This window comes from Paracidovorax citrulli (assembly GCF_900100305.1).
Lineage (GTDB): Bacteria > Pseudomonadota > Gammaproteobacteria > Burkholderiales > Burkholderiaceae_C > Paracidovorax > Paracidovorax citrulli.
Window position 1 is genome coordinate 170,759 of record NZ_FNEY01000002.1, and the last position, 24,879, is coordinate 195,637.

The 24,879-nt window shown below is 70.8% G+C and carries 20 protein-coding genes; 14 read left to right on the forward strand and 6 right to left on the reverse strand.

Going from position 1 to position 24,879, the window contains the following annotated elements; translation table 11 throughout:
* Positions 1–21: 21 nt before the first annotated feature.
* From BLR99_RS02030 to thiD, 3 genes are all read right to left on the reverse strand, one after another.
* Positions 22–1,044, reverse strand: coding sequence for a pectate lyase (locus tag BLR99_RS02030; protein WP_233427204.1), 1,023 nt, complete (start codon positions 1,042–1,044; stop codon positions 22–24).
* Positions 1,045–1,203: 159 nt separating this feature from the next.
* A complete protein-coding gene (gene hemL, locus BLR99_RS02035; protein ID WP_046060420.1) occupies positions 1,204–2,517 on the reverse strand; it encodes a glutamate-1-semialdehyde 2,1-aminomutase in 1,314 nt (437 codons plus the stop codon).
* Entirely contained in the window at positions 2,501–3,457 is a 957-nt protein-coding gene (thiD, locus tag BLR99_RS02040; RefSeq protein ID WP_011794055.1) for a bifunctional hydroxymethylpyrimidine kinase/phosphomethylpyrimidine kinase, read from the reverse strand. The genes hemL and thiD overlap by 17 nt, the downstream gene beginning before the upstream one ends.
* A gap of 94 nt (positions 3,458–3,551) precedes the next feature.
* Here thiD and BLR99_RS02045 point away from each other — a divergent pair, with 94 nt between their 5' ends.
* The 6 genes from BLR99_RS02045 to BLR99_RS02070 are packed head-to-tail and all read left to right on the forward strand — an operon-like array spanning position 3,552 to position 13,911.
* Entirely contained in the window at positions 3,552–3,725 is a 174-nt protein-coding gene (locus tag BLR99_RS02045; RefSeq protein ID WP_011794056.1) for a rubredoxin, read from the forward strand.
* 44 nt (positions 3,726–3,769) lie between these two features.
* Positions 3,770–4,180, forward strand: coding sequence for a response regulator (locus tag BLR99_RS02050; protein ID WP_074686761.1), 411 nt, complete (start codon positions 3,770–3,772; stop codon positions 4,178–4,180).
* A complete protein-coding gene (locus tag BLR99_RS02055; RefSeq protein ID WP_011794058.1) occupies positions 4,180–4,545 on the forward strand; it encodes a response regulator in 366 nt (121 codons plus the stop codon). The genes BLR99_RS02050 and BLR99_RS02055 overlap by 1 nt, the downstream gene beginning before the upstream one ends.
* Before the next feature lie 16 nt (positions 4,546–4,561).
* Positions 4,562–5,089, forward strand: a complete 528-nt coding sequence (locus BLR99_RS02060) for a chemotaxis protein CheW (protein WP_011794059.1) — start codon at positions 4,562–4,564, stop codon at positions 5,087–5,089.
* A 30-nt stretch (positions 5,090–5,119) separates the two neighbouring features.
* Positions 5,120–7,357: a methyl-accepting chemotaxis protein gene (locus tag BLR99_RS02065; protein ID WP_011794060.1), complete on the forward strand. Its 2,238-nt coding sequence runs from the start codon at positions 5,120–5,122 to the stop codon at positions 7,355–7,357.
* A gap of 59 nt (positions 7,358–7,416) precedes the next feature.
* Positions 7,417–13,911 (forward strand): FimL-related protein, encoded by a 6,495-nt coding sequence (locus BLR99_RS02070; protein ID WP_074686762.1) that lies wholly within the window; start codon positions 7,417–7,419, stop codon positions 13,909–13,911.
* Positions 13,912–13,941: 30 nt separating this feature from the next.
* Here the strand turns inward: BLR99_RS02070 and BLR99_RS02075 are convergent, their stop codons facing one another.
* Positions 13,942–15,423, reverse strand: a complete 1,482-nt coding sequence (locus BLR99_RS02075; protein WP_011794062.1) for a cryptochrome/photolyase family protein — start codon at positions 15,421–15,423, stop codon at positions 13,942–13,944.
* A gap of 21 nt (positions 15,424–15,444) precedes the next feature.
* Between BLR99_RS02075 and BLR99_RS02080 the strand changes: the two genes are divergently transcribed.
* From BLR99_RS02080 to BLR99_RS02105, 6 genes are read left to right on the forward strand one after another with little or no spacing between them, the layout of a single operon-like run.
* Positions 15,445–16,086 (forward strand): YqgE/AlgH family protein, encoded by a 642-nt coding sequence (locus BLR99_RS02080; RefSeq protein WP_011794063.1) that lies wholly within the window; start codon positions 15,445–15,447, stop codon positions 16,084–16,086.
* Positions 16,083–16,535, forward strand: coding sequence for a Holliday junction resolvase RuvX (gene ruvX, locus BLR99_RS02085; RefSeq protein ID WP_011794064.1), 453 nt, complete (start codon positions 16,083–16,085; stop codon positions 16,533–16,535). The genes BLR99_RS02080 and ruvX overlap by 4 nt, the downstream gene beginning before the upstream one ends.
* Positions 16,532–17,056: a bifunctional pyr operon transcriptional regulator/uracil phosphoribosyltransferase PyrR gene (gene pyrR, locus BLR99_RS02090; RefSeq protein ID WP_011794065.1), complete on the forward strand. Its 525-nt coding sequence runs from the start codon at positions 16,532–16,534 to the stop codon at positions 17,054–17,056. The genes ruvX and pyrR overlap by 4 nt, the downstream gene beginning before the upstream one ends.
* Positions 17,057–17,060: 4 nt before the next feature.
* A complete protein-coding gene (locus BLR99_RS02095; RefSeq protein WP_011794066.1) occupies positions 17,061–18,023 on the forward strand; it encodes an aspartate carbamoyltransferase catalytic subunit in 963 nt (320 codons plus the stop codon).
* A 3-nt stretch (positions 18,024–18,026) separates the two neighbouring features.
* Positions 18,027–19,322, forward strand: coding sequence for a dihydroorotase (locus BLR99_RS02100; protein WP_011794067.1), 1,296 nt, complete (start codon positions 18,027–18,029; stop codon positions 19,320–19,322).
* Positions 19,322–20,059 (forward strand): lysophospholipid acyltransferase family protein, encoded by a 738-nt coding sequence (locus BLR99_RS02105; RefSeq protein WP_011794068.1) that lies wholly within the window; start codon positions 19,322–19,324, stop codon positions 20,057–20,059. Before BLR99_RS02100 ends, BLR99_RS02105 begins: the two co-directional genes overlap by 1 nt.
* A gap of 180 nt (positions 20,060–20,239) precedes the next feature.
* Here BLR99_RS02105 and BLR99_RS02110 read toward each other — a convergent pair whose 3' ends face one another.
* Positions 20,240–21,304 carry an ABC transporter ATP-binding protein gene (locus BLR99_RS02110; protein ID WP_011794069.1) on the reverse strand — a complete coding sequence of 355 codons (1,065 nt, stop codon included), beginning with the start codon at positions 21,302–21,304 and terminating at the stop codon, positions 20,240–20,242.
* Between the two features lie 130 nt (positions 21,305–21,434).
* Here BLR99_RS02110 and BLR99_RS02115 point away from each other — a divergent pair, with 130 nt between their 5' ends.
* Entirely contained in the window at positions 21,435–23,066 is a 1,632-nt protein-coding gene (locus BLR99_RS02115) for an ABC transporter permease (protein ID WP_041827232.1), read from the forward strand.
* Between the two features lie 40 nt (positions 23,067–23,106).
* Complete coding sequence (gene arsC / locus BLR99_RS02120) at positions 23,107–23,484, forward strand: arsenate reductase (glutaredoxin) (protein ID WP_046060422.1); 378 nt, start codon at positions 23,107–23,109, stop codon at positions 23,482–23,484.
* Between the two features lie 24 nt (positions 23,485–23,508).
* On the opposite strand, the gene BLR99_RS02125 is transcribed toward arsC, so the two are convergent.
* A complete protein-coding gene (locus BLR99_RS02125; RefSeq protein ID WP_011794072.1) occupies positions 23,509–24,870 on the reverse strand; it encodes a GspE/PulE family protein in 1,362 nt (453 codons plus the stop codon).
* Positions 24,871–24,879 lie beyond the last annotated feature (9 nt).

Sequence of the window (24,879 nt, forward strand, 5' to 3'; positions counted from 1 at the left end):
CAGATGCCAGGCGGTCCGGAGTCAGACCGTCTGGATCGACTGGCGCACGCTGCGCGTGCCGTGCACGTTGGCGGGGTTGCCGGCCATCACGTTCACCGGCGTGCGGCCTCCGTCCACGTCGGTGTTGGCGATGCGCAGGGTGGACTGCCGGGAGTCGAAGCGGAAGAGGAAGGATTTCAGGTTCTGCGCGGTGGAGTCGGCGATGTCCACATGCGCGGTGATCGGGTAGCCGCCGCGCGTGACGGCCAGTTGCCCGATCTGGTTCGCATAGATGCCGCGCAGCTTCAGGTCCACGTCGCCGTTGATCTGGATCGCCTTGTCGTGGCTGTTCTGGAACGACGAGTTCGTGATCTCCACGTGGGCCGGGCCCGGAGGGATGCTCTTGGCGGAATAGCCGGCGCGCTGCGCATCCACGGCCCGGTTCTCCGCGCCATCGACGGTGATGAAGTCGTCGTCCGTCTGCAGGCCGTGCACGTTGTCGAGCCTGGCGTCGCCCAGCAGGTGGATGCCGTCGCCGCCCTTGAACTGCAGGTTCTTCACGGACGCGCCCGGCTCCAGGATGAAGACCGGCAGATGCGTCTCCGCCGTGCCGCCGCCGTTGAGCCCGGGCCCGGCGCTGAAGAGCCGGCCCTGGCCGTCGAAGGTCTGGCCGGCCTTCACGACGATGGGTTTGTTCACCTCCACCGTGCCCGTCGGCGCGCCGACCCGCATGTTGGCGGGAGGCTTCGCGGCATGGGCCGTGGTGGCCGTGCCGCGCGCTGCGTGCGCCGTGCCGGCGCGGCCGGCATCGGTGTGCGCCACGGCACGTTGCGTGGTGTGCGAGGCCGGATGCGCCGTCCCGGCGGCATGCCCCGCGGCGCTTCCGCCAGAGCGGGATGACGGGGCGGCTCCGCCGCGCATGCGCTTCAGGAGGCCTTCGAGCAGGGTGGCGAGGGATTGCTGCAGTGCCTGGCTGCCGTTGTGCCGGGCCGCGGAGGCGGCCTGGTCCGATGCCGCGGCATGCCGTGCGGTCAGGGAAGACGAGAGAAAGGCGATGGGGTTCATGGATCTCGCGAAAAGTGCGGCGCCGAAGCGCCGGTACGCCATGCCCGATGCACGGCGTCGCATCCACTCTGCGCTCCGGAACCGGCACGCCGTTGCCGCCACGCGAAGCGGCGGCCATGCAGCCGAAGCGTGCCCCGGCGCGCCCGGCTCCGGCCCGGGTCAGCCCGCGGAGACCAGGCGGAACACCTCGCGCGCCGCGGCGACGGTCTCGTCGATGTCCTGCGCGCTGTGGGCGCTGCTCACGAAACCGGCCTCATAGAGCGCGGGTGCGATGTACACGCCGCGGTCCAGCAGCCCGTGGAAGAGCGCGTTGAACCGCGCGCCGTCCGTGGTCATCACCGTCGGATAGTTCCGGGGCAGCTCGGGCAGCAGGAAGAAACCGAACATGCCGCCTTCGCTGTCCGCGCTGAAGGGCAGGCCTTCCGCGCGCGCCGCGTCGGCCAGCCCGCCGGTCAGGGCGCGGGTGCGCTCGCCCAGCGCCTCGTAGAAGCCGGGGCGGGCGATCTCGCGCAGCGTGGCGAGGCCGCAGGCGGTGGCCACCGGGTTGCCCGAAAGCGTGCCGGCCTGGTACACCGGCCCGAGCGGGGCCAGCTGCTCCATGATCGCGCGCGGTCCGCCGAACGCCGCGAGCGGCATGCCGCCGCCGATCACCTTGCCGAGCACGGTGATGTCGGGCTGGAAGCCCGGGATGTCGCGGGCATAGACGCTCTGCGCGCTGCCGAGCGCCACGCGGAAGCCCGTCATCACCTCGTCGAACACCAGCAGTGCGCCGTGCTGCGTGCAGAGCTCGCGGCAGCGCCGCATGAAGGGCACGCTGGCGCGCACGAAGTTCATGTTGCCGGCGATGGGCTCGATCATGAGCCCGGCGATCTCGCTGCCGTGCAGAGCGAAGGCCTCTTCGAGCTGGGCGATGTCGTTGTATTCCAGCACGAGCGTGTGCTGTACCACCTCGGCCGGCACCCCGGCGCTGGTGGCGTGGCCGAAGGTGGCCAGGCCCGAGCCGGCCTTGACCAGCAGCGCGTCGGCATGGCCGTGGTAGCAGCCGTTGAACTTGATGATCCTGCTGCGGCCCGTGGCGCCGCGCGCGAGCCGGATGGCGCTCATGCCGGCCTCGGTGCCGGAACTGACCAGGCGGATCATCTCCATGGACGGCACGTGGCGGAGGATCTCCTCGGCCAGCTCGACCTCGCGCTCGGTGGGCGCGCCGAAGCTGAAGCCGTCGAGCGCGGCCTTCTGCACCGCTTCCAGCACGGCCGGATGGCCGTGGCCCAGGATCATGGGACCCCAGGAGCCGATGTAGTCGATGAAGCGCTGGCCGTTGGCGTCCCAGAAGTAGGCGCCCTGGGCGCGCTGCACGAAGCGGGGCGTGCCGCCCACCGCGCGGAAGGCGCGCACGGGCGAGTTGACGCCGCCGGGGATGAGCGCCTTGGCGCGTTCGAAGAGGGGAAGGTTGAGGTCAGTGCTGGGTGTCATGGGGAGGCATCACGAAGCCGTCGGTGGACGTGGGATCGGTCCCGGGGCCGTCGTCGGGGTCTTCGTCGTCGTCATCGTCGTCCGGCTGGGCCCAGAACATCCGGTCGGGCAGGATGTGGCCCATGCCCGGCCGGAAGCCGGCGTCCAGGCAGCGGTCGAGGTAGGTGAGCGCTTCGCTGGCCGCTTCGGCGAGGTCGTTGCCGCTGGCCACGAGCGCGGCGAGCGCCGCCGACAGCGTGTCGCCGGCGCCGGTGAAGGTGGCGTCGAACAGCTCGAAGCGCGTGGTGCCGAGCACGGTCTGCGCGGAGGTGAGCACGTTCTCGACGTGCTGCTCGGGCGCGGGAATGCCGGTGACCAGCAGGTAGGGCACCCCGAGTTCGGAGGCGGCCATGGCGAGGTCGCGTGCGGAGGGCTTGCGGTCGCTGGACCAGTCCGGCAGCAGCCAGCGCGAAAGCGTGCTGTAGTTGCCCACCAGCACCGAGGTCTGGGGCAGCAGCAGTTCCTGGAAGGCGTCGAGGTACTGGTCGATGAGGTCGTCGCGCCACCACGACAGGTTGGGCATGTAGGCGATCACCGGCACGTCGTCGTAGTCGGACGCGATGGAGGCGATGGCGCTGAGGTTCTCGGGGCTGCCGACGAAGCCGACCTTGATCGCCTGCACCGTCAGGTCCTCGAGCACGCTGCGGGCCTGCTCCGCCACGGCCTCGTCGTCCAGCGCGTAGTGGTCGAACACCTGCGCGGTGTCGCGTACGTACGCGCCGGTCACGACGGCCACCGCATGCCCGCCCACCGAGGCGATGGTGGCGATGTCGCCCGTCAGGCCGCCCGCGCCGCTGGGGTCGCTGGCGTTGAAGGCCATCACGCAGATGGGGACCCCGCCGTCGTCGTCGGTGCCGGAGGAGGGGGGAGGGGTGAGCTTGGAGGGGGAATCTGTGGTCATTGCGCCGCACCAGCGTAACGGTTGGCACGGAAGCTGCGTCCCGCCGTGATGTCTAGATACAATCGTTGCATTCTATGTGAAGGCCCCTTAAGCTGTGACGGACCCTAAAACCTGGATGTGCCTGATTTGCGGTTGGATATATGACGAAGCCGCAGGTTCGCCCGAGCACGGAATAGCGCCCCAGACCCGCTGGGAGGATGTGCCCATGAATTGGACCTGTCCTGAATGCGGAGCACGCAAGGAAGACTTCGAAATGGTCCAGATCTGAGCGTGCCTCCGGCAAAAAAACGTCGTTTTTTACCATCATCAGCGGTGACGAAATTGACCCAGACCAGTGGCGCAACCTTCAAGGTGCTTGTCGTGGACGACAGCAACACCATCCGCCGGAGTGCCGAGATCTTTCTCAAGCAGGGAGGCCACGAGGTCCTGCTGGCGGACGATGGCTTCGACGCCCTGGCGAAGGTCAATGATTATCAACCCCAGTTGATTTTCTGCGACATCCTGATGCCGAAACTGGACGGCTACCAGACCTGCGCCATCATCAAGCGCAATGCGCGCTTCGCGGACACGCCCGTTGTCATGCTCTCGTCAAGAGACGGGGTATTCGACAAGGCGCGCGGCCGCATGGTGGGCTGCCAGGAATATCTCACCAAACCATTTACCAAAGACCAGCTGCTGAAAGCGGTTCAGCAGTTCGGTAATGCCCAACAAGGAGCGATGTAATGCCCATCCAGAAAGTTCTGGTTGTTGACGACTCGAAGACCGAGCTGATGTTCCTGACCGACCTGCTGCAGAAGAAAGGCATGCAGGTGCGCACCGCCGAGAACGCCGACGAGGCCTTCCGCCGCCTGGCCGAGGAAAAGCCCGACCTGATCCTGATGGACGTGGTCATGCCCGGCCAGAACGGCTTCCAGCTCACGCGCGCCATCAGCCGCGACCCCCAGTACGCCGACGTGCCCATCATCATGTGCACGAGCAAGAACCAGGAGACCGACCGGGTGTGGGGCATGCGCCAGGGTGCGCGCGGGTATATCACCAAGCCGGTGGATCCCGCGGAGCTGCAGGCCAAGATCGACGCGCTGAACTGATCCCGGCCGTCCGTCCATGGCCAATCGCGAAGCGCTCCGAGAACTCCAGACCCGGCTGGCGGCCCGATTGCAGGCCGCGCGGGTCGAAGGTTCGTCCGTGTCCTCCTGGCTGGCCGTGGAGTCGGCCGGCCGCCGTTTCCTGCTTCCCCTGGGCCAGTCCGGAGAGATCTTCCCGTGGACGGGCGTGCAGCCCGTCCCCTATACCCAGGGCTGGTTCCTCGGTGTCGCCAACCTGCGCGGATCGCTGATCGGCGTGGTGGACCTGGCCGGCCTGCTGGGGCAGTCCACCGCCCGCACCGAGCAGGCGCTCGGCGAGGCCAGCCTGCTCGTGCTGAACGCCGCGCTGGAGGTGAACGCGGCGCTGCTGGTCGATCGCCTCTCGGGCCTGCGCGGCACCGATGCCTTCGTGGACTCATCGCCCCCCGGTGACGACGCACCCCCGTACTTCGGCACCACCTACCTGGATGCCGAGGGGACCCCGTGGCAGGAGCTGAACCTGCAGGCGCTCTCCCAACACCCCGCATTCCTCAGCATCAGCGCTTGAGCGCACTCCCTCTCTGAAGGCCGAACCATCATGTCCGTCGTGAATCCGTTTGCAAAACTCTTCCCCCGCAGGACCGCGGGAGATGCCTCTGCCGGCCAGGACTCGCTCGCGGCCGCCTCCTACCAGTCGGACGGCATGCAGAGCGTCCAGGGGGAGCCTTCGGCGCTGCCGCCGTCGCCGGAAGGCGATTTCGCCGAAGAGGATCTGATCTCGCTGCCCCTGCTCGGCCGTGCCACGGCGGCGGCGCACCAGCGCCGGCTGCTCACGCTGCTGGCCGTGGGCGTGGTGGTGCTGGCGCTGATCGCCGGCTGGGTGCTGAAGCAGGCGGACCGTTCCGCCCAGCAGCTCGCCGCCACCGGCCAGGCCCTGATGCAGTCCCAGCGGCTGGCGAAGTCGGTCTCGCAGGCACTGGTCGGCAGCCCGCAGGCCTTCCCCGACGTGGTGGACAGCTCGGGCGTGCTGGTGCGCAACGTGCGCGCGCTGTCGTCCGGCGACGATGACCTGGGCGTGCAGGCCCTGGGCGAACCGTTCAAGCCCGACCTGGAAGCGATCACGCCGCTGATGGAGCGCGCGGAGCGCAATGCCGGCGTCGTGATGGGCCAGCAGAAGATCCTCACGCAGGTGGGCGATGCGCTGCGCACCATCAACCGGCAGTCGTCCGACCTGCTGGAGATCGCCGAGACGATCTCCTCGCTGAAGCTGCAGCAGAACGCGCCCTCCACGGACATCTCCGCGTCCGGCCAGCTCGTGATGCTGACACAGCGCATCGGCAAGTCCGCCAACGAGTTCCAGACCACCGAGGGCGTGAGCCCCGAGGCCGTGTTCCTGCTGGGCAAGGACCTGAATTCCTTCCGCGAGATCGCCCAGGGCATGCTCGACGGCAGCAGCGACCTGCGCCTGTCGGCCACGCGCGATCCGCAGACGCGCGAGCAGCTCGAGAACCTGATCAAGGTGTACGACCAGACCCGCGTGCAGGCCGGCGCCATCCTCGGCAACCTGCAGGGCCTGGTGTCCGCCCGCGAGGCGCAGTCCGCCATCATTGCCGACAGCGAGCCGCTGCGCCGCCAACTCGAAGGCCTGCAGACCAAGCTCTCCGGGCAGACCGGCCTGGGCGCAGGGCAACTGGCCGCCCTGGTGGCCGCCGGCCTGTTCGTGCTGCTGTGCGGCGTGGGCATTTCCCGCGTCCAGCTGATGGACAGCCGCACCCGCCAGGCCGCTGCCGAAATGCAGCAGCGCGACGCCCGCCGCCAGGAGCAGGAGGCCAAGCGCGTCAACGACGCCAACCAGGCCGCCATTCTGCGACTCATGAACGAACTGCAGTCGGTCGCCGAGGGTGACCTGACGCAGGAAGCCACCGTGACGGAAGACATCACGGGCGCCATCGCCGACTCGGTGAACTACACGGTGGAAGAGCTCCGCCAACTGGTGGGCAGCGTGCAGAACACGGCCACCCGCGTGGCCCAGACGACGGCGCAGGTGGACAGCACTTCGACCGAACTGCTGGCCGCCTCCACCGAACAGCTGCGCGAGATCCGCGAAACCGGCCGCTCGGTGCTCGACATGGCGACCCGAATCAACGAGGTGTCCGCGCAGGCGCAGGAATCGGCCGCGGTGGCGCGCCAGTCGCTGCAGGCCGCGGACTCCGGTCTGCAGGCCGTGCAGAACGCCATCGGCGGCATGAACTCCATCCGCGACCAGATCCAGGACACCTCCAAGCGGATCAAGCGGCTGGGCGAATCGTCGCAGGAGATCGGTGAAATCACCGAGCTGATTTCCGACATTACCGAGCAGACGAACGTGCTGGCACTGAACGCCGCCATCCAGGCCGCCTCGGCCGGCGAAGCGGGCCGCGGCTTCTCCGTCGTGGCGGAAGAAGTGCAGCGCCTGGCCGAACGCTCCGCCGACGCCACGCGCCAGATCTCGGCGCTGGTGAAAGCCATTCAGACCGACACGCAGGATGCGGTGGCCGCCATGGAGCGCTCCACGCAGGGTGTGGTGGAAGGCGCGCGCCTGTCCGACTCCGCCGGCACGGCCCTGACCGAGATCGACCGCGTGTCGCGGCGCCTCGCCGAGCTGATCGAGCAGATTTCCTCTTCCGCGTCGCGCGAGGCCGAGCTGGCCAACGGCGTGGCCGACAACATCCAGCACATCTTCGCGGTGACCGAGCAGACCGGAGAAGGCACGCGCACCACGGCGCAGCAGGTGCGCGAACTGTCGCACATGGCCGAGGAGCTCCGCCAGTCGGTGGCGCGTTTCAAGATCGCCTGACGGGACGGCCTGCAGCCAGCTAGCATCAACGAACGGCTCGCGAAGCCGGGGACGAATTCATGTCACCTATTGACGCCGCAAACGCACCGGCCGCGGATTGGAGCCAGGGAGAGCAGGATCTCGGGCCCCTGGCCTGGGTGCTGGATGAGTTGCGCAAGTCGCTCGACGGCGCCGTCAAGGCCATGCGCCGCTTCGTGCGCGATGCCGAGGCCGCGCGCGAGTCCGATCTCGCCTCGCTGGACGCCGGGGCGCTGCGCATCGCGCGCCAGCAACTGCACCAGGCCAGCGGCGCGCTGGAGATGGTGGGCATGGGCCCGCCGGCCCTCGTGCTGCGCTCCATGGAAGCGGCGGTGCAGAAATTCGTGCAACGCCCCGAGCTGTGCAGCAACGATGCGGCGGCCGTGATCGAGCGCGCGAGCTTCGCGCTGGTGGAATACCTGGAAAGCGTGCTGGCGGGCAAGCAGGTGTCGCCGGTGGCGCTGTTCCCCCAATACCGCGACGCGCAGGCCCTGACCGGCGCCGAGCGGGTGCATCCCGCAGACCTGTGGCCGGTGGAGCGGCGTTTCCGCGAGCCCGACTTCGTGGTGGATGCCGCCCCCCTGGAATACGGTGCCGAGGCGCGCAGCCGGCTCGACGCCGCCGTGCTGCGCATCGTGCGCTCCGGCGACCTGGCCGCCGCGCGCGAGATGCAGGACATCTGCCTGGGCTTCGTGGCCGGGCAGTCCGACCGCCAGGCGCGCGCCTTCTGGAAGATCTGCGCCGGTTTCTTCGAGGCGCTCGCGCAGGGCCGCCTCGCGCCGGACGTCTATGTCAAGCGCGTGGCCTCGCGCGTGCTCATGCAGTACGCCACGTTGGCCCGGGGCGAGCCCACGGTCGCCGACCGCCTGGTGCAGGACCTGCTCTTCTTCTGCTCGCAGGCCCGGCCCGCGTCCGACGATGCCGCCGCGCCGCCGGCCGACCAATCCGTGCTGCATGCCGTGCGCCAGGCCTTCGGCCTGGAGCGCTTCCGGCCGGTGGACTATTCCACGCCGCGCTTCGGGCTCTACGACCCGGCGCTGCTGGCCCAGGCGCGCAAGCGCATCGCCGCGGCCACCGAGACCTGGTCCGCCCTGGCCGGCGGAGACCGCAACAAGCTCAAGCCGGCGGCCGACCAGTTCAGCCTGGTCTGCGATTCCCTGGCCAAGCTGCAGCCCGGCAGCGAGCCGCTGTCCCGTGCGCTGTCGCGTGCGGTGGACTCCACGGTCCGCTCCGGCGAACCGCCGCTGCCCGCACTGGCCATGGAAGTCGCCACGGCCGTGCTGTACCTCCAGGCCTCCTTCGAGGAACTGGAAACCGCCCAGGACCACATGGCCGACCGCGCCAGCCGGCTCGCCGAGCGGCTGGACAGCGTGGCCGCGGGCGGTGAATCCGCGCCGCTGGAGCCCTGGATGGAGGAGCTCTACCGCCGCGTGAGCGACCACCAGACCATGGGCAGCGTGGTGGACGAACTGCGGGCCACGCTGGGCGAGGTCGAGAAGTCGCTGGACCAGTATTTCCGCAGCCCGGGCGACCTGCCGGTGCTGGGCAGCGTGCCCGGCCGCCTCGCGCAGATGCGCGGCGTGCTGTCCGTGCTGGGCCTGGACCAGGCCTCGCTGGCCGTGGTCCACATGCGCGACACCGTCGAGCGGCTGCTGCGCGGCGACGTGCCCGAGGAAGAGCGCCAGGCGGTCTTCGAGAAGCTGGGCAGCAACCTGGGTGCCCTGGGCTTCCTCATCGACATGCTCAGCTACCAGCGCACCATGGCGCGCAAGCTGTTCATCTACGACGAGCCGGCGGGCGAACTGCGCATCCTGATGGGACGCACGCGCACCCGCGCCGGCGACCTGCCCGAGGAGCAGGATGCCCATATCGAGGCACGCGCCCCGGTGCCTGCCCCGCTGCCGCTGGTCCCGGACGGAGTGCAGCCGCCGATCGGGGACGGACCCGCCGCGCCCGAGGCGTCCCGCGTGGCGCCCGTGGCGGCGCCCGTGCCTGCCGCCGTGGCTCCCGCTGCTCCGATGGCCTCCGAGGAGGAGGCCGACGACGAAGGCGAACTGCTGGACATCTTCCTGGAAGAAGCGCGCGAAGTGGTGGCCAATGGCCTGGAGGCGGTCGAAGGGCTGCGCTCCGAGCCGGCCGACCTGAGCGGCCAGACGACGCTGCGGCGCGCCTTCCACACGCTCAAGGGCAGCTCGCGGATGGTGGGGCTGAACGACTTCGGCGAGGCCGCCTGGTCCATGGAGCAGGTGCTCAATGCGTGGCTGGCGGAGCAAAAGCCGATCCAGCCGCCGATGCTGCAACTGTCGGACGAGGCATTGCGTGCCTTCGGCCGCTGGGCGGACGACATCGCCGCCGGCCGGACCGGAGGCTGGGAGCCCCGGGGCTTCGCGGAGTCCGCGCAGGCCATGCGCGAGCGGGGCGAATACCTGCCGCTGGCCGGCGCTGCCGCGGTGGCGGCCGGCGTGGCGACGGAGGCCCCGTCCACCGATGTGCCGGCGGAAGAAGCGCCGCATGCCGGCAGCCCCGCGGTGGACGACGCTGGCCTCGAAGCACATCCGGCATCCGACGCGCTGGCTCCCGACGCGCTGGACTCCGACCTGTCCATGGACTTCGGGGGGCAGGACGCGGCAGCCCCCGTGGCGGAGCCCGAAACCCCCGAGGTCGCCGCCGAAGCGGCCCCTGCTTTCGATCTGGACCTGGATCTGGACTTTCCCTCCGAGGCCGCCGCGCCGGACGAAGCGCCGCTGGATTTCGCCGAGACGCTGCCGCCGGTGCCCGATGCGTCCACGGAGGCGCTCCCGGAGGAGGCTCCGGCAGAGGTGCCTTCGGCGGAGCTGGCCGAAGACATCGATTTCTCGGCATTCTCCGAGGCGCTGGCCGAGGGTGCCGCCGGCCAGCCGGCGGAAGCCGCCCTGCCTGCCGCGCACGACGACGCGCCGCTGCCCGAAATTCCCGACGCTTCCTCGCCCGACGCGGCGCTGCAGGCGGCGGGCATGCCGCCCCTGGCCGATCTGCTGGCGGAGGCGGAGCTGCTTCCCGATGCGGCCGTGCCGCTGGAGGCCGCGGCACCGCTGGCGGAACCGCCGGCCGATGCCTGGCCCGACCTGTCGCTGGACGGTGAATTCGCTCCCGAGGCGGCGGACGCCGGCGTGCATGCAGGTTCCGATGCGCGCCTGGCCGCAATGCAGGCGGATGCCGATGCCGATGGATCGGCGTTGGACGTCCCCGGTGCGGATGCGCAGCCCGTGGAGGCATTGGCCCCGTTTCCGGACGATGCGCTGGAAGCCCCGGTGCCCGCTGCCGCGGGCCTGCCGGTGGAGCCGGAGGCCGCCACCGCGGATTCCGTCCCGCTGCCGGAACACGAGCCCGGAGCGGAAGGCGATGTCCCTGCCGGGGCGGACGAATCCTCGACGGAGGCCGGAGCGGACCCACTGCTGGGGGCCGAGCCGCCGGAAGAGGCCGTCAAGGTCATCGAGACCCTGCGCATCGGCATTCCCCTCTACAACGTCTATCTCAACGAGGCGGACGAGTGGTCGCGCCGCCTGGTCACCTGCCTGCAGGAATGGTCGCTGGAGCTGCACGAGCCGCTGCCGGACACGGCCGTGGCACTGGCCCACTCGCTGGCCGGCAGCTCCGCCACCGTGGGCTTCCAGGCGCTGTCGGACATGGCGCGTGCGCTGGAGCATGCCCTGCAGCACGTGCAACTGCAGCCGCAGGGCACGCCAGAGCAGGCGCGTGTCTTCATGGCGGCCTCGGAAGACATCCGCCGCCTGCTGCACCAGTTCGCCGCCGGGTTCCTCAAGGAGCCGCATCCCCAGATCCTGGCGGAGCTGCGCGAGATCCTCGAGTCCGAGATCGAGCCGGCACCCTGGGAGGTCCCGGCTGGCGAAGCGGCGGATGCGCAGCCGCACGGCCATGCCGGGGCGGACGCCGAAGCCCCGGCCGATTCTGGTCCCGATGCAGGCCGTGCCGTTTCCGTGCCCGCCACGGAAGAGCCTGCCCCGCGCGGCCATGTGGCGCCCGCGCTGTCTGTGCCCCTGCCCGCGCAGGACGCGGCCCGGGGAGCCGCCCGCGCGCCGGAAACCGTGGCCACGGACATCGACGACGACATCGACGCGCTGGACGTGATCGATCCCGACCTGTTCCCGATCTTCGAGGAAGAGGCGGTGGAATTGCTGCCCGTGCTGGGCGCCGCACTGCGCCAGTGGTCGGCCCGCCCCGAGAACCTGGGTGCCCGCAACGAGGCGCTGCGCGCGCTGCACACGCTCAAGGGCAGCTCCCGCCTGGCCGGCGCGATGCGGCTGGGAGAAATGGCGCACCGGCTGGAATCGGCCGTGGAGCAGATCGATTCCGAAGCGCCGAGCGCCGAGGCGATCGAGCCGCTGCTGGTGTCCTTCGACGGTCTGCAGGCGAGCTTCGATGCCCTGCGCTCCATCGGCGCCCAGGGATTGGCCCAGGCCGTGGCGGTGGAGCCGCTGGCCGCGCAGGGCCCGGCCGCCGAGTCCACCGCCGGCACGGTGGCGGAGCCTGCTCCGGCACCCGTGCCGCGCCGCGCCGTGGCCCTGCCCGGCGCGTCCCAGCTCACGGCGGCCCGGCCGGTGTCGAGCCAGTCGGTGCGCGTGCGCGCCCAGTTGCTGGACCGCCTGGTCAACCAGGCCGGCGAGGTGATGATCGCCCGCTCCCGCCTGGATGCCCGCATGGCGCAGATGAAGGATTCGCTGGCCGATCTCACGGGCAACCTGGAGCGCCTGCGCCAGCAGCTGCGCGACATCGAGGTGCAGGCCGAGACGCAGATGCAGTCGCGGCTGGCGCTGTCGAAGGATTCCTCGGCCGACTTCGATCCGCTGGAATTCGACCGCTTCACCCGCGTGCAGGAACTGACCCGCATGATGGCCGAGTCGGTGAACGACGTGGCCACCGTGCAGCGCAACCTGCAGCGCACCATGGAAGGCGCGGAAGACGACCTGATCGCCCAGGGGCGGCAGGCACGTGAACTGCAGCGCGACCTGCTGCGCACGCGCATGGTGGAGTTCGAGGGCATTTCCGAGCGCCTCTACGCCGTCGTGCGCCAGGCTTCCAAGGAGACGGGCAAGCAGATCAAGCTCGACATCGCGGGCGGCTCCATCGAGATGGACCGCGGCGTGCTCGACCGCATGACACCCGCCTTCGAGCACCTGCTGCGCAACTGCGTGGCGCACGGCATCGAGCCGCCGGAAGCACGCACGGCCGCGGGCAAGCCCGCGACCGGTTCCATCACCGTGGCCCTGAAGCAGGATGGCAACGACGTGTCCGTGGAGTTCCGCGACGATGGCGCCGGCCTCGACCTGGAGCGCATCCGCGCGAAGGCGGCCAGCCAGGGCCTGATCGCCCCGGATGCCGTGGTCGGTCCCGCGGAAGCCGCCCAGCTGATCTTCATGCCCGGCTTCTCCACGGCCGCCGAGGTCACCGGCCTGTCCGGTCGCGGCATCGGCATGGACGTCGTGCGCTCCGAGGTGAACGCCCTGGGCGGACGCGTGGAGACCACCACCGAAGCGGGCCAGGGCACCTCGTTCCGCATGGTGCTGCCGCTCACGACCGCCGTGACGCAGGTGGTGATGCTGCGCGCGGGGGCGCTTACGCTGGGCGTTCCGGCCAACCTCGTGGAGATCGTGCGCCGCACCGGCGCGGGCGAACTGGACGAGGCCTACCGCACCGGCAGCTTCGAGGACGGCGTCGAAGCGCTGCCCTTCTTCTGGGCGGGCGCGCTGCTGCAGTCCTCGGCCAGCAGCCAGGAAACCTCGGGCCGCACCCGGCCCGTCGTGATCCTGCGCAGCGCGTCGCAGCGCATCGCGATGCACGTGGACGAAGTGCTGGGCAACCAGGAAGTGGTGGTCAAGAACCTCGGCCCGCAGCTCTCGCGCCTGCCCGGCCTGGCCGGCATGTCGGTGCTGGCTTCCGGGGCCGTCGTGCTGATCTACAACCCCGTGGCGCTCGCGACGGTGTACGGCGAGCAGGTGCGCACCCAGATGACCGCGCCCGTGGCCGCATCCGTGGAGGCCGGCTCCGTGCCGTCGGTGGCGGCCGGCGCCGCGGGTGGCGGTGGTGCGCCGATCGCGCCTGCTTCCCAGGTCCCGCTGGTGCTGGTGGTGGACGACTCCATCACCGTGCGCCGCGTCACGCAGCGCCTGCTCAAGCGCGAGGGCTACCGCGTGGCGCTCGCCGCCGACGGGCTGCAGGCCCTGGAGCGCCTGCAGGAGGAGCGGCCGGCCGTGGTTCTCTCGGACATCGAGATGCCGCGCATGGACGGCTTCGACCTCGCGCGCAACATCCGCGCCGACCGCGAGCTGCACGCGCTGCCGATCATCATGATCACCTCGCGCATCGCGCAGAAGCACCGCGAGCACGCCGCGGAGCTGGGAGTCAACCACTACCTGGGCAAGCCGTACTCCGACGAGGAACTGCTGAGCCTGGTGCACCACTACGCCCGCGCCGCGGCCGCTGCTGCGGCCGGGCAGGGCGGCGGGGAGGCCGTGCCCGCGGAGGCCGCTGCCGGCTGACGCGGAGCCGGCCGGCCGTCGGTCGGTCCGTCAGGCCGGCGCGGCCTCCGACTTCACCACGGCATAGCGCGCCAGCGTGCGCTGGCGCGCCTCGTCGTGGTCCACGACGGGGTGCGGGTAGTTGTCGCCCAGTCGCACCCCGGCGGCCTCGAGCTCCAGTGGGCCGGCCTCCCAGGGGGCGTGCAGCCAGCGGTCGGGCAGGGCCGCCAGCTGGGGCAGGTAGAGGCGGATGAAGCGGCCCTTGGGATCGAACTTCCGGCTCTGGCTCACCGGGTTGAAGATGCGGAAATACGGTTGCGCATCGCAGCCGCTGGAACTGGCCCACTGCCACCCGCCGTTGTTGGCGGACAGGTCGAAATCGTTGAGCTTTTCCGCGAAATAGCGCTCCCCCCACCGCCAGTCCACGCCCAGGTCCTTCACCAGGAAACTGGCCACGACCATGCGCAGCCGGTTGTGCATGTAGCCCGTCCGGTTGATCTGGGCCATGGCGGCGTCCACCAGCGGGTAGCCGGTGCGGCCCTCGCACCATGCGGCGAAACGCTCCCGCGCCTGCGGGCCGTCCTCCCAGGCGATGGCGTCGTAGGCCGGCTTGAAGCTGGCGCCGCCGGCCACCTGCGGATGGTGGGCCAGCACCTGGAAGTAGAAGTCGCGCCAGATCAGCTCGTTGAGCCACGTGGCGGCGCCGGTGCTGCCCTGGCGCATGCGCTCGTGCGCGGCGCGTGCCGCCCGCCGCGGCGACAGCGTGCCGAAGCGCAGGTGCACGCTGAGGTAGCTCGGCCCCTTCACGGCCGGAAAGTCGCGTGCCTCGCCGTACTGGTCGATCCGCTGGAGAAAATCGTCCAGCAGCGCGCGCGCGCCGTCCATGCCCGGCGGCAGGGGCAGGCGGTCCAGCCCCGCGGGCTCGAAGCCGATGTCGGCCAGCGCGGGTACGCCGCCACGCTCTCCTTCCGGACGGGGCGCGAGCCGGCCCGCATGGCGCTCCACGGGATAGGCGCTCAGGTAGAACGCGTCCACCTTGCGCAGCCAGGCATTCTTGTAGGGCGTGAACACGGTGTAGGGCGTGCCGCCCTGGGTCAGGACCTCCGCGCGTTCGAAAATCGCGTGGTCCTTGTAAGTGAGCATTTGCACACCGCCTGTGCCCAGCCTGCGGCGGACGCGGTCGTCGCGCTCCAGGGCGACCGGCTCGTCGTCATGGTTGGCGAACACGGCCTGCACCCCCAGTCGCGCGGCCAGCGCGGGCACTTCCTCCGCGGCCACGCCGTGGCGCACGATCAGCCCGCCGTGGCGGTGGCCCGAGAGGGCGCGCAGGGACGCGTCGAGCTGCACCAGCGATTCGCGGATGAACTCCACGCGCCGGTCCGCCCGCGGCAGCGGATCCAGGATGGCCGTGTCGAAAACGAAGACGCAATGCACCTGGCCGCACTGGCGCAGTGCGTGGTAGAGCGCGGCATGGTCGTCGCTGCGCAGGTCGCGCCGGAACCAGACCAGGCCTTTGGAAAAAGTGGGCTCCATGATCGTCGTTAAAATTGGGGGATGCCTGCCGATTCTGCGCCCATGAACCTGACGCACCACTTCCTGATCGCCATGCCGGGGCTGGAAGACGAGTCGTTTGCCCGCAGCGTCGTGTACCTGTGCGAACACAGCGAGCGCGGCGCGCTCGGGCTCATCATCAACAAGCCGTCCGACCTCAGCCTCAAGGGCCTGTTCGACAAGGTGGACCTGTCGCTGCGGCGCGAAGACCTGTCGCTCGAACCGGTGTTCCGCGGCGGCCCGGTCCAGACGGAGCGCGGCTTCGTGTTGCACGAGGCCATGGGCCCATCCTCCGGAAAGCAAGCCGCGGGCGAAGGCGGCGCGCAGGCCGAAGGCGAGGGCGCGGAAGAGTCCGCCTACGCCTCCACCATGTCCATTCCCGGCGGTCTCGAGATGACCACGAGCAAGGACGTGCTCGAGGCCCTGTCCACCGGCGCCGGTCCGCGGCGCGTGCTGGTGACCCTCGGCTATTCCTCGTGGGGCGAAGGCCAGCTCGAGTCCGAGCTGGCCGAGAACAGCTGGCTCACCGTGGGCGCCGACCTGTCCGTGATCTTCGACACCCCCGTGGGCCAGCGTTACGACCGGGCCCTCGCCCTGCTGGGGCTGCAGTCCTGGATGCTCTCGCCCGAGGCGGGCCACGCATGAGCGGTCCCATGCCGGACCCCTTGCCCGCCGCTCCAGCCGCCGCACCTTCCGCCGTTCCGGCGCATCTCCAATCATTCCTGGCCTTCGATTTCGGCGCCAAGCGCACCGGTGTCGCGGTGGGCTCGCGCCTGCTGCGCGCCGCCAGCCCGCAGGCCACGATCCGCGCCGAGGGGGCGGATGCGCGCTTTGCCGCCGTGGCCGAGCGGCTGCGCGAGTGGCAGCCCGACGCGCTCGTCGTCGGCGTGCCGTACCACCCCGACGGGGCCGCGCACGAGAACACCGCGCGCGCGCTGAAATTCGCCCGGCAACTGCGCGGGCGCTTCGGCCTGCCGGTGTTCGAGGTGGACGAGCGCTACAGCACCACCGAAGCCCATGCGGGCGGTGCGAAAGATGCCGATGCCGCATCCGCCTGCATCATCCTGGAGCAGTTCTTGAGGCAACTTCCATGACTCCGACGCCAACTTCCGCCCCGCCCGGGGCCCTCGCCCTCGATGCCGAGGCGCTCTACCGCGAACTGCTGTCCGGCGTGCGCGCTCTGCGCACCCCGCAGACGCATCTGGCCGGCATCGCGTCCGGAGGAGCCTGGCTGGCCGAGCGCCTGCAGCAGGACCTGGGCCTGCCGGGCGAAGCCGGCGTGCTGTCCTCGGCGCTGCACCGCGACGACTTCTCCCAGCGCGGCCTGGCCGCCAGCGCCCAGACCCGCCTGGGCTTCGAGGTGAATGGCGCCGACATCCTGCTGCTGGACGACGTGCTCTACACGGGCCGCACCATCCGCGCGGTGCTCAACGAACTCTTCGACTACGGGCGCCCGGCGCGCGTGCGGCTCGCCGTGCTGGTGGACCGCGGCGGCCGGGAGCTGCCCGTGCAGGCCGAGTTCGCCGCGGCGCGCGTGGCGCTTCCCGCCACGCAGTCACTGGCGCTGGCCCGTGCGGACGGCGGCGCTTTCCACTTCCACGTCCAGGAGGCCTGACGCCGTGCTCTCCAAGCGCAACCCCCAGCTCAATCGCAATGGCGAGTTGATCCACCTGCTGTCCATCGAAGGCCTGCCGCGCAGCATCGTCACGCACATCCTCGATACGGCGGCGAACTTCGTGTCGGTGAACGACCGCGAGGTGAAGAAGGTGCCGCTGCTGCGCGGCAAGAGCGTGTTCAACCTGTTCTTCGAGAACAGCACGCGCACCCGCACGACCTTCGAGATCGCGGCCAAGCGCCTGTCGGCCGACGTGCTCAACCTCGACATCGCGCGCTCGTCCGCCAGCAAGGGCGAATCGCTGCTGGACACCATCGCCAACCTCTCGGCCATGGCGGCAGACCTGTTCGTGGTGCGGCACAGCGAATCGGGCGCGCCCTACCTGATCGCGCAGCACGTGGCGCCGCACGTACACGTGATCAACGCGGGCGACGGCCGGCATGCGCACCCCACGCAGGGGCTGCTCGACATGTACACCATCCGCCACTACAAGAAGGATTTCTCCAACCTCACGGTGGCGATCGTGGGCGACGTGCTGCATTCGCGCGTGGCCCGCTCGGACATCCACGGCCTGACCACCCTGGGCTGCCCCGAGGTGCGCGTGGTGGGCCCGCGCACCCTGGTGCCCGGAGACCTTTCCCACATGGGCGTGCGCGTGTGCCACACGCTGGAAGAGGGCATCAGGGACGCCGACGTGGTCATCATGCTGCGCCTGCAGAACGAGCGAATGAGCGGCGCGCTGCTGCCCTCCAGCCAGGAATACTTCAAGAGCTTCGGCCTCACGCCCGAGAAGCTGCGCCTGGCCAAGCCCGACGCCATCGTCATGCACCCCGGGCCGATCAACCGCGGGGTGGAAATCGACTCCGCCGTGGTCGATGGACCGCAGGCCGTGATCCTGCCCCAGGTGACTTTCGGCATCGCCGTGCGCATGGCCGTGATGTCCATCGTGGCGGGGAATGAGGCTTAAACGATGAAGATACTGATCCAGAACGGCCGGGTGATCGATCCGGCGAGCGGGTTCGACAAGACCGTCGATGTGGCCATCGCCGCGGGGCGGGTGATCGCGGTCGGCCGCGCTCCCCAGGACTTCCATCCGGCGCGCACGATCGACGCCACGGACTGCATCGTGCTGCCGGGGCTGGTGGACCTCGCCGCCCGCCTGCGCGAGCCCGGGCACGAGCACGAGGGCATGCTGGAGTCCGAGATGGCCGCGGCCGTGGCCGGCGGCGTCACCAGCCTCGTGTGCCCGCCCGATACCGATCCGGTGCTCGACGAGCCCGGCCTCGTGGAGATGCTCAAGTTCCGCGCCGAGAAGCTGCACCGGGCGCGCCTCTTCCCCCTGGGCGCGCTCACGCGCGGACTGGCCGGCGAGGTGCTGACCGAGATGGCGGAACTCACCGAATCCGGCTGCGTGGGTTTCGGCCAGGCCGACGTGGCGCTCGCCAGCACCCAGGTGCTGCAGCGCGCGCTGCAGTATGCCGCCACCTACGGCTACACGGTCTGGCTGCGGCCGCAGGAGCTCCACCTGGGCAAGGGCGTGGCCGCCAGCGGCCCGCTCGCGACACGGCTGGGCCTGTCGGGCATTCCCGTGGCGGCCGAGACCATCGCGCTGCACACCATCTTCGAACTGCTCAAGCCCATCGGCGCGCGCGTCCACCTGTGCCGGCTCTCCAGCGCGGCGGGCGTGCAACTGGTGCGGCAGGCGAAGGCCGAGGGCCTGCAGGTCACCTGCGATGTGAGCATCAACTCGCTGCTGCTCACCGACACCGATATCGGCTATTTCGACAGCCGCGCCCGCCTGTCGCCGCCGCTGCGCCAGCAGCGCGACCGCGACGCCCTGCTGGCCGCGCTGGCCGACGGCACCATCGATGCGCTCGTGTCCGACCACACGCCGGTGGACGAGGACGCCAAGACGCTGCCCTTCGCCGAATCCGAGCCCGGCGCCACCGGCCTGGAACTGCTGGCGAGCATCGCGCTCAAGTGGTCCCGCGACCATGGCGTGCCGCTGGACCGGGCGTTCGCCACGGTGACCTCCGCGCCTGCGCGCGTGCTGGGTTCCGCGCTCGGCACCTTCGCCGCCAGCGCCGGCCGGCTCGTGGAGGGCGGCGTGGCCGACCTCTGCGTGTTCGATCCCCAGGCCGCCTGGACCGTGGAGCCCGGGGCACTGCGCAGCCAGGGGCGGCACACGCCGTTCTCCGGCTACGAGCTGCCGGGCCGCGTGCGCTGGACGCTGGTGGGCGGCATCGTCGCGTTCGAGCGCGTCTGATGCGCTCGCTGCGCGCGGTGGCGCGCCTGATGCGGCTCCTGGCGCACATCCTGGCGGGGCTGGCCACGGTGCTGCTGCGCTTCCCCCGCATGGGGCCGGACGAGCAGCATGCGCGCGTGCAGGCCTGGTCGCGCATGCTGCTCGCGCACATCGGCATCGACCTGGAGGTACGGGGCACCCCGCCAGCGGCCGGGCCGGTGCTCCTGGTGGCCAACCACCTGTCCTGGCTCGACATCACCGTCATGCACGCCGCGCGGCACTGCCGCTTCATCTCGAAATCGGACGTGGAGCGCTGGCCCGTCATCGGCCGGCTCGCCACGGCCGCGGGCACCCTCTACATCGAGCGCAACACGCGCCGCGATGCCATGCGCATCGTGCGCCTCATGCAGGAGGCGCTGGCGCGCCGCGAGGTGCTGGGCGTGTTCCCCGAAGGAACGACGGGCGACGGCGCCGAGCTGCTGCCGTTCCATGCGAATCTCCTGCAGGCGGCGGTGATGGCCGATGCGCCGGTGCAGCCCGTGGGCCTGCGCTTCATCGACCGCGCCACGGGCCGGCCCAGCGCGGCCGCCCTCTACGTGGGCGACGACACCCTGGTGCACTCGCTCTGGCGCGTGCTGTGCGCCGACGGCCTGGTGGCCATCGTGCACTACGGGCCGCCCCAGCATGCAGCGGGCCGCGACCGGCGCGCGTGGGCGGAAGACCTCCGGCAGGCCGTGGACGCGCTGCGGCGGACCTGAACGTTTTCCAGATGAGACAGAGCCTGCTGGCCTCCGCTGAAGGAGTGCTGCCTCGCGCTGTCCATGGTGGTGCTCGGCAGCCTGTTCTTTCTCGCCAATGCGACCTTCATGGACCGGGCGTTCCCGCTGCCCTCCAGTTCCGTTGTCCGTGAGGCCGCTTCCGGCGCCGCACGCGCCTTCTCACGCGCGCGGGAAGGCCACCACGTGGTCCACCTGCGGCCGGATGCCGATCCACTCTCCCACGGCATGGTCATGGTGGCTCGGCACGTGGGCCATCACGGTGAGCCCGCTCTCCAGCTGCAGGGTGTAGAGGAATTCCGACCCCCTGAACGACTTGCGCACGATGCGTGCCTGCACCGGTGCGCCGTCGTCGTGCACCACGTCGTCCGCGCGCAGCAGCACGTCGCAGGCACCGCCCGGGTAGCTGGAGGGCAGGGGGCATTCGGCCACGTCCTCCAGGTCGCCCAGGGGCGTGCGCGCCACCACGGTGTCGCCGCGCTGCTCCAGCGTCGCGGGCGCGAACACGCCGTGCCCGATGAAGTCGGCCACGAAGCGCGTGGCCGGCCGGTGGTAGAGCGCATAGGCGTCGTCCCACTGGTGCAGCGTGCCGCTCTCCATCACGCCGATGCGGTCGCCGATGGCGAAGGCCTCCAACTGGTCGTGGGTGACGAAGAGCGCCGTGGCGCCGGCCGCCTTGAGGATGCCGCGCACCTCGTGCGCGAGCCGCTCGCGCAGGTCCACGTCCAGGTTCGAGAACGGCTCGTCCAGCAGCATGAGGCGGGGCCGGGGCGCCAGCGCGCGCGCCAGCGCCACCCGCTGCTGCTGCCCGCCGGAAAGCTCGTGCGGATAGCGCGCCGCGCTGCCCTCGAGCCCCACGAGGCGCAGCACCTCGTCCACCCGGGCCGCCTGTTCCGCCTTCGGCAGGCGGTGGATGCCGAAGGCCACGTTGCGGCCCACGGTCAGGTGGGGGAAGAGGGCGTAGTCCTGGAACACCATGCCGATGCGGCGCTGCTCGGGCGGCACGCTGCGGCCGGCTCCGCCCACGCGTTCGCCTTCCAGCCGGATCTCCCCGCCCGCCACGGGCTCCAGGCCCGCGACGGCCCGCAGCAGCGTGGTCTTGCCGCAGCCCGAGGGGCCGATCAGCACGCCGATCTCGCCGGCGGCCAGGCCGAGGGTGGCGCCGCGCACGGCTGCCTGCGCGCGGCCGGGGTAGCGCACGTCCAGTTGGATGACTTCGAGGAACATGCGGGGATTCTAGAAGGGGCAATGCGTAGAATTCGCATTTGCATCCAGGACGGTGCCGCACGGCCACCGTGGGCAGCCCCGCCCGTTGCGGCCTTTTCCTTCCCGGCTTTCGTTTTTCCTCCCCACCGCCTTGCGTTTCCTCTCCGCCCTGCGCGCCGTTCCGCTGCTGCTGCTCGCCTTCTTCCTCACCCTGCCGGTGCTGGCCGTGTTCGCGTCCTGGCTGCCGTGGGGGCATGGCGGCGCCGAGTCCCTGGCCATCCTGCGCGAGATGGCGGCCACGGTGCTGCCGGACTATCTCGCCACCACGGTTTGGCTCGCGCTCGCCGTGGGTGCCGGCGCGGCGCTGGTGGGCACGGCCACCGCGGCAGCCGTGACCCTGTTCGACTTCCGCGGCCGCCGCACGCTGGAGTGGCTGCTGCTGCTTCCGCTGGCCATGCCGGCCTACGTCACGGCCTATGCGTACACCGATTTCCTGCAGTTCAGCGGCCCGCTGCAGGTCTGGCTGCGCGCCACCTACGGTCTGGAGGGCCGGCTGCTGCCCGAGGTGCGCAGCCTGGGCGGGGCGGTGTGGGTGTTCGTCTTCTCGCTCTATCCGTACGTCTATCTGCTGGCGCGCACGGCGCTCGGCGAGCGCGCCGCCCACCTCATGGAGGCCGCACGCCTGCTGGGTGCGCCGCTCGCGCGCCGCGTGCGCACCGTGGCGCTGCCGCTGGCGCGTCCCGCCGTGGCGGCGGGCGTGGCCCTGGCGCTGATGGAGACGCTGGCGGATTTCGGGGTCGCGAGCTATTTCGGCATCCAGACCTTCACGACGGGCATCTACAAGGCCTGGCTGTCGATGGACAACCGCCTCGCCGCGGCGCAGCTCGCCACGCTGCTGCTGGTGCTGGTGGTCGTGCTGCTGCAGCTGGAGCAGCGCGCGCAGCGGCGCATGCGCTTTGCCACCAGCGGCGTGGGCCGCGCGGGCTCCGCCGAGGCCCAGCCCCAGCGGCTCGCCGGCTGGCGCTGCGTGGCCGCCTGGCTGGTGTGCGGGCTGCCGGTGGTGATGGGCTTCTTCGCGCCGGTGGCCTTCATGCTGCGCCCGCTGGCCGCGGACTGGTCCGTGCTGCCCTGGGACCGCTTCGTGGAATGGGCCGGCCACAGTGTGCGGCTGGGCGCCATCACCGCGGTGCTGGCCGTGGGCGTGGCGCTGGCGCTGGCCTTCGCCGTGCGGCGCCGCGCGGGTCGCCTGACGCGTGGCGTGGTGCAACTGGCCAGCGTGGGCTATGCCGTGCCGGGCGCGGTGATCGTCGTCGGCCTGCTGCTGCCCGTGGGCTGGCTGCAGGCCGCGGTGCCGGAATGGCGCGTGCCGGCGCTCGTCACCGCCACTGCGGTGGGCATCGTCTGGGCCTACCTCGTTCGCTTCTGCGCGGTGGCGCTGCAATCGGTGCAGAGCGGCTATGCGCGCATCCCCGCCAGCCTCGACGATTCCGCGCGCATGCTCGGCGCTGGCGGCCTCGGCCTGCTCGCGCGCGTGCACTGGCCGCTGCTGCGCCGCTCCACCGCGGCGGCGGCGCTGCTGGTGTTCGTGGACGTGATGAAGGAGCTGCCCGCCACCATGGTGCTGCGCCCCTTCAACAGCGACACCCTGGCCGTCGTCGCCTACCAGCTCGCGCGCGACGAGCGCCTGGGCGAGGCGGCCCTGCCGTCGCTCGCGCTGGTGGCCGTGGGGCTGGTGCCCGTCATTTTGCTGAGCCGCACGCTGCGGGCGTCCGGTTCGCGCTGACCTCCCGCCGGCCTGCGGCGGCCCGGTCTAGACTCGCCGCATGACCGACGCTACACCCGATCCCGACGTCACCATCTACCACAACGCCCGCTGCAGCAATTCGCGCGGTGCGCTCGCCCTGCTGCGCGAGCACGGCATCGAGCCGCGCATCGTGGACTACCTCGCCGAGCCGCTGGACGAGGCCGCGCTGCGCACGCTGTTTTCGCAAGTGGGCGGCCCCGTGCGCGCGTTGCTGCGCTCGAAGGAGCCCGCCTGGCAGGCGCTGGGCCTGGACGACGAGGCCATCGGCGACGAAGCGCTGATCGCGCACGTGGCGCGCCATCCGGAACTGATGAACCGGCCCATCGTGGTCACCCCGCGCGGCGCGCGCCTGTGCCGGCCGCCGGAGACGGTGCTGGAACTGCTGCCGGCCGGCTGAGCGGCGGGCGCGCCGGAAGCCGCGCTATTCGCGCGTGACGCGCAGCACTTCCTCGGGGCTCGTGATGCCGGCACGCACCAGCCGCTCACCGTCCTCGCGCATGAGCGTCATGCCGCCGGCGATCGCGGTGGCGCGCAGTTCCGCCTCGGCCGCCTGGCCGTGGATCTGCGCGCGCAGCGTGTCGTCCACCACCAGGAGCTCGAACACGCCCGTGCGGCCGCGGTAGCCACTGGGCTCGGTCGGATCGAGCTTGCGCACCAGCCGCTGCGCCAGCACGCCCAGCAGGGAGCTGGAGAGCAGGAACGGCTCCACGCCCATGTCGGTCAGGCGGGTGACGGCGCTGGCCGCGTCGTTGGTGTGCAGCGTGGCCAGCACCAGGTGGCCCGTCAGCGAGGCCTGGATGGCGATCTGCGCGGTCTCGAAATCGCGGATCTCGCCGATCATGATCACGTCCGGGTCCTGGCGCAGGATGGCGCGCAGCGCCTTGGCGAAGGTGAGGTCGATCTTGCTGTTGACCTGGGTCTGGCCCACGCCCGGCAGTTCGTACTCGATCGGGTCCTCCACCGTCATGATGTTGCTGCTGGTGGCGTCGAGCCGGCCCAGCGCCGCATACAGCGTGGTGGTCTTGCCCGAGCCCGTGGGCCCTGTCACGAGCACGATGCCATGCGGCTGGTGGATCAGCCCGTCGAAGCGGCGCAGCGTGTCGCCCTGCATGCCCACGGCCTCCAGGCTCAGCTTGCTCTCGCTCTTGTCCAGCAGGCGCAGCACCGCCCGCTCGCCATGGGCGCTCGGCAGGGTCGAGACGCGCACGTCGATCGCGCGCGTGCCCAGCCGCAGGCTGATGCGGCCGTCCTGGGGCAGGCGCTTTTCGGAGATGTCCAGGTCCGCCATGATCTTCAGGCGGGAGATCAGCGCCGCATGCAGCGCGCGGTTCGGCTGCACCACTTCGCGCAGCGTGCCGTCCACGCGGAAGCGCACGCTCGAATGCCGCTCGTAGGGCTCGATGTGGATGTCGCTCGCGCCGTCGCGCGCGGCCTGCGTGAGCAGGGCGTTGAGCATGCGGATGATGGGCGCGTCGCCCGCCGATTCCAGCAGGTCCTCCACGGCCGGCAGCTCCTGCATCATGCGCGAGAGGTCGGCGTCGGATTCGACCTCGCTCACCACCGTCGCCGCGCTGGATTCCCCTTGGGAATAGGCCGCGCTGATGCGCTGCGCGATGGCGTGCGCGTCCAGCGGCATCAGCTCCCGCACGGCATGCTTGCGCATGACCTCGGACAGTGCCCCGGCATCCGGTGCGGGGCCGTGCCAGAGCACGCAGGTGTGGCCGTCGTCCTCCAGCAGCAGTTGCGAACTGCGCGCGAAGGCGTAGGGAAGCGGGTGGCGCATGGCGTGGGG